The sequence below is a fragment of the Luteibacter sp. 621 genome (genome assembly GCF_050435445.1).
GTDB lineage: Bacteria > Pseudomonadota > Gammaproteobacteria > Xanthomonadales > Rhodanobacteraceae > Luteibacter.
Genome location: NZ_JBNDKI010000043.1, coordinates 1 through 4,283, shown reverse-complemented (window position 1 = coordinate 4,283; position 4,283 = coordinate 1). Strand labels below are relative to the sequence as shown.

At 65.9% G+C, this 4,283-nt stretch carries 4 protein-coding genes; all 4 read left to right on the top strand.

Annotated elements, in window-relative coordinates; translation table 11 throughout:
* The first annotated feature begins 241 nt into the window (after nucleotides 1–241).
* The 4 genes from ABIE56_RS22550 (at nucleotide 242) to nth (ending at nucleotide 4,155) form a co-directional block, all read left to right on the top strand.
* Nucleotides 242–688: a DUF2147 domain-containing protein gene (locus ABIE56_RS22550; RefSeq protein WP_429246052.1), complete on the top strand. Its 447-nt coding sequence runs from the start codon at nucleotides 242–244 to the stop codon at nucleotides 686–688.
* A gap of 94 nt (nucleotides 689–782) precedes the next feature.
* Entirely contained in the window at nucleotides 783–2,891 is a 2,109-nt protein-coding gene (gene metG, locus ABIE56_RS22545) for a methionine--tRNA ligase (protein WP_429246051.1), read from the top strand.
* Nucleotides 2,892–2,914: 23 nt separating this feature from the next.
* Nucleotides 2,915–3,523 carry an RnfABCDGE type electron transport complex subunit B gene (locus tag ABIE56_RS22540; RefSeq protein WP_429246050.1) on the top strand — a complete coding sequence of 203 codons (609 nt, stop codon included), beginning with the start codon at nucleotides 2,915–2,917 and terminating at the stop codon, nucleotides 3,521–3,523.
* Nucleotides 3,520–4,155: an endonuclease III gene (gene nth, locus ABIE56_RS22535; RefSeq protein WP_429246049.1), complete on the top strand. Its 636-nt coding sequence runs from the start codon at nucleotides 3,520–3,522 to the stop codon at nucleotides 4,153–4,155. The genes ABIE56_RS22540 and nth overlap by 4 nt, the downstream gene beginning before the upstream one ends.
* The last annotated feature ends 128 nt before the right edge of the window (nucleotides 4,156–4,283 follow it).

Below are 4,283 nucleotides of genomic sequence, written 5' to 3'. Positions count from 1 at the left end.
CTAAAAAACCCCCCCGTTTTACACAACCAACCCCGTCGGTTCACCACAATTTTGTCGCCGCTGTTTGCGGGGGCCCCCCCCCCCCCCCCCCCCCCCCCCGCCGGCGGGCCCCCCCCCCCCCCCCCCCCCCCCCCCCCCCCCGCTCCTACAGGGAACGGCTGCGCCGCGTTGCAGCTTGACGGGCTGGGGCGGCTTCGTCAGGCTCCGGCCGTACCTGACCGTATGGGGAGCCTACGAGCCTATGAAGCACCTGATCCGCACCGCCGCCGCCCTCGCCTTCGCGACCGCTGCCCTCCCCGCCTTCGCCGCCACCGATACCCCGGTCGGCAAGTGGAAGACCATCGACGACAAGACCCACGAAGTGAAGTCGATCGTTGAAATCACCGAGAACCACGGCCTGCTCGAGGGCAAGGTGCTCGAGGTACTCAAGTCGGACAAGGGTCCGCACCCGGTCTGCGACGAATGCGATGGCGACCGCAAGGGCAAGCCCATCGAAGGCATGACCATCATGTGGGGCCTGAAGAAAGACGGCGACGAGTGGTCGGGCGGCCAGATCCTCGACCCGGCGAAGGGCAAGATCTACAAGGTCACCCTGAAGCTCGAAGACGGCGGCAAGAAGCTGGACGTCCACGGGTACATCGGCTTCTCGCTGATCGGCCGCAGCCAGGAATGGGTCCGCGCTGAGTAATCGGCGGCGCTTACCGACTGAAAGCCGCCCCGCCTGGGGCGGCTTTTTTGTTGCCATGCCATAATCCCCGGTCCTACAGCCGACCGTGCACATCATGGCCCGCCGCATCCTCGTAACCAACGCCCTCCCCTACGCCAATGGCCCGCTGCACCTGGGCCACATGCTCGGCTATATCGAAGCCGACGTCTGGGCGCGCGCGCAGCGAATGCAGGGCAACGAGGTCTGGTACGTCGCCGGCGAAGATGCCCACGGCACGCCGATCATGCTGGCGGCCGAGAAGGTCGGGAAGACCGCCGAGGAATACATCGCCGGCATCCGCGCCAGCCACGAAGCGGACTTCACCGATTTCCACTTCAGCTACGACCAGTACCACACCACGCACTCGCCGGAGAACCAGGAGATCGCCACGGCGATCTACCTGAAGCTGCGCGAGGGCGGCTACATCGCGCGCCGCGACATCCAGCAGCTGTACGACCCCACCCGCGACATGTTCCTGCCCGATCGCTACATCAAGGGCACCTGCCCGGTGTGCGGTACGCCGGACCAGTACGGCGATAACTGCGAGAACTGCGGCGCCACCTACGCACCCACCGAACTGATCAACCCGTATTCGGTGATGTCGGGCGCCACGCCCGTCTTGCGCGATTCGGAGCACTACTTCTTCGAGCTGAGCAAGTTCGAGCAACTGCTGCGCGACTGGTTCGCCGGCAAGCTCACCGGCGGAAAACAGGTCGCCGATGCCGGCGTCGCCGCCAAGCTCGCCGAGTGGATCGACGGCGGCCTGCGCGACTGGGATATCTCCCGCGATGCGCCGTACTTCGGCTTCCCGATTCCTGATGCCCCGGGCAAGTTCTTCTACGTGTGGCTGGATGCGCCGGTCGGTTACCTGGCCTCGTTCAAGGCACTGTGCGAGCGCAAGGGCCTGGCCTTCGATGATTTCCTTGGCAAGGACAGCAGCGCCGAACTGCACCACTTCATCGGCAAGGACATCATCAATTTCCACGGCCTGTTCTGGCCGGCCATGCTGCACGGTGCTGGCCTGCGTGTGCCGACCGCGCTGCACGTCAACGGCTACCTGACGGTGAACGGCGCGAAGATGTCCAAGTCGCGCGGCACCTTCATCCAGGCGCGCACCTACCTCGATTCGGGCCTGGACCCGGAAGCGCTGCGCTACTACTTCGCCACCATGCTCGGCCCGCAGCCGGTCGATGTGGATCTCGACCTGAAGTCGTTCGAAGAGCGCGTGAACTCGCACCTGGTCGGCAAGTGGGCGAACATCGCCAGCCGTACCGCGGGCTTTGTGCACACGCACTTTGCCGGCAAGCTCGCCGATCGCTTTGATGACGAAGCCTCCGCGCTGTGGCGCGATCTGCTCACGCAGTACGAGGGTATCGAGACGCTTTACGAGGCTGACGAGTACGCCGAAGTCACCCGCCGCTTTGTCGCGATGTCCGATGCCGTGAATGCCTACATCGCGGCGAAAGCGCCGTGGGTGCTGGCGAAGGACGAGGCACGCCGCGATCAGCTGCAGCAGGTCTGCACCTTCGCGATCAACGCCTTCCGCCTGCTCTCCGGCCTGCTCAAGCCGATCATCCCGGTCACGGTCGCCGCGGCCGAAACGTTCCTCGGCGGGCCGATCGAAACGTTCGCCGACGCACGCCGCGAGCTGTTCGGCCACACCGTCAATGCCTTCTCGCCGCTGTTCGGCCGGCTCGATCCGAAGAAGATTGAAGCCATGGTCGATGCGTCGAAAGAATCGCTCAGCCCCGCCGAGCAGGCCCGTGAGGCCGCCAAGGCGGATGCAAAGAAAACCAAGCCCAAAGAAGCACCGAAAGCCATGACCGACACTGCCGCCGCCCCTGCCGAAACCGCCACCATCTCGATCGATGATTTCGCCAAGCTCGACCTGCGTATCGGCAAGGTCCTGGTTTGCGAGTTCGTAGAGGGCTCTGACAAGCTGCTGCGCTTCGAGCTGGATGCCGGCCCGCTGGGCAAGCGCCAGATCTTCTCGGGCATCCGCGCCGCGTACGCCGAGCCGGACAAGCTTGTCGGCCGCAACGTGGTGTTCATCGCCAACCTCGCACCGCGCAAAATGCGCTTTGGCCTGTCCGAGGGCATGATCCTCTCCGCCGGTGATGGCGGTGCGGACCTGTTCCTGCTCGATGCCGACCAGGGCGCGGCGCCGGGCGCCACCGTCCGCTAAACCCTTCCGGCTTTGCGCCAGCCATGACGCCAACGCTTGCCGATCGCATCGATCACCTGCTGCCGCAGACCCAATGCGAGCAATGCGGGTTCCATGGCTGCCGCCCGTACGCCGAGGCCATCGCCACGGGCGAAGCACCCATCAACCGCTGCCCGCCGGGCGGCGCGCTGGGCATTGCACGCCTTGCCGCCCTGCTCGATCAACCGCCTATCCCGCTCGATACGTCGCGCGGCGTGGAGAAGCCGCGCACGCTCGCACGGGTGATCGAGGCCGACTGCATTGGTTGCACCAAGTGCATCCAGGCGTGCCCTGTGGATGCAATCCTGGGTGCGGCCAAGGTCATGCACGTCGTGGTCAGCGATCTGTGCACCGGCTGCGAGCTGTGCGTCCCGGCCTGCCCGGTCGATTGCATCACCCTCGATCCCATGCCGCTGGCACAAGCCGATGACCGCGCGCATGCCGATGCCGCGCGCGTGCACTTCCAGCGCCGCGAGGCACGCATGGCAGGTGAACGCGCCGCGCGCGAAGAGCAACTGGCCGCAAGCAAGCGCGATGTTGGCGCACCGGCTGCCCGCAACGCCGTGCTCGAAGCCCTGGCCCGCGCCAAAGCCAAGAAAAAGGATTCGCCGTGAAGAAGGCCGACATCATCGAGATGTTCACCCGCCTGCGCGAGCTGAACCCGCACCCGAAAACCGAACTCGAATACACCACGCCGTTTGAACTGCTGGCCGCCGTGGCGCTATCCGCCCAGGCCACGGACGTGGGCGTGAACAAGGCCACGCGCAAGCTGTTTCCGGTGGCGAACACGCCGCAGAAGATCCTGAAACTGGGGCTGGAAAAGCTGAAGAGCTACATCAGCACGATCGGCCTGTACAACAACAAGGCGAAGAACCTCATCGCCATGAGCCAGATCCTCGTCGACCAGTACAGCGGCGAAGTACCTGAATCGCGCGAGGCGCTGGAATCGCTGCCGGGCGTGGGCCGGAAAACGGCCAACGTGGTGCTCAACACCGCGTTCGGCCAGCCGACGATTGCCGTGGATACGCACATCTTCCGCGTCGCGAACCGCACCGGCCTGGCACCGGGCCCGGATGTGCGCAAGGTGGAAGACAAGCTGGAAAAGGTGATCCCGAAGGAATTCCTCCAGGACGCCCACCACTGGCTGATCCTGCACGGGCGTTATGTGTGCAAGGCGCGCAAGCCGGAATGCCCGACCTGCGCCATCGTCGACCTCTGCGCGTACAAGCAAAAGACCAAGGCCTGACAGGCCTGCGTCAGGCGTGACGCCACCCTGTAGGAGCGGGGGGGGGGGGGGGGGGGGGGGGGGGGCGCCCCCCCCCCCCCCCCCCCCGCGCGACGACGACCCCGGGGCGCAGCGGGGGGGCGGCGAAG

Excerpts from the sequence above, each read along its gene's own strand:
- ABIE56_RS22550 (WP_429246052.1), top strand. The coding sequence starts at position 242 with ATGAAGCACCTGATCCGCACCGCCGCCGCCCTCGCCTTCGCGACCGCT.
- metG (WP_429246051.1), top strand. The coding sequence starts at position 783 with ATGGCCCGCCGCATCCTCGTAACCAACGCCCTCCCCTACGCCAATGGC.
- ABIE56_RS22540 (WP_429246050.1), top strand. The coding sequence starts at position 2,915 with ATGACGCCAACGCTTGCCGATCGCATCGATCACCTGCTGCCGCAGACC.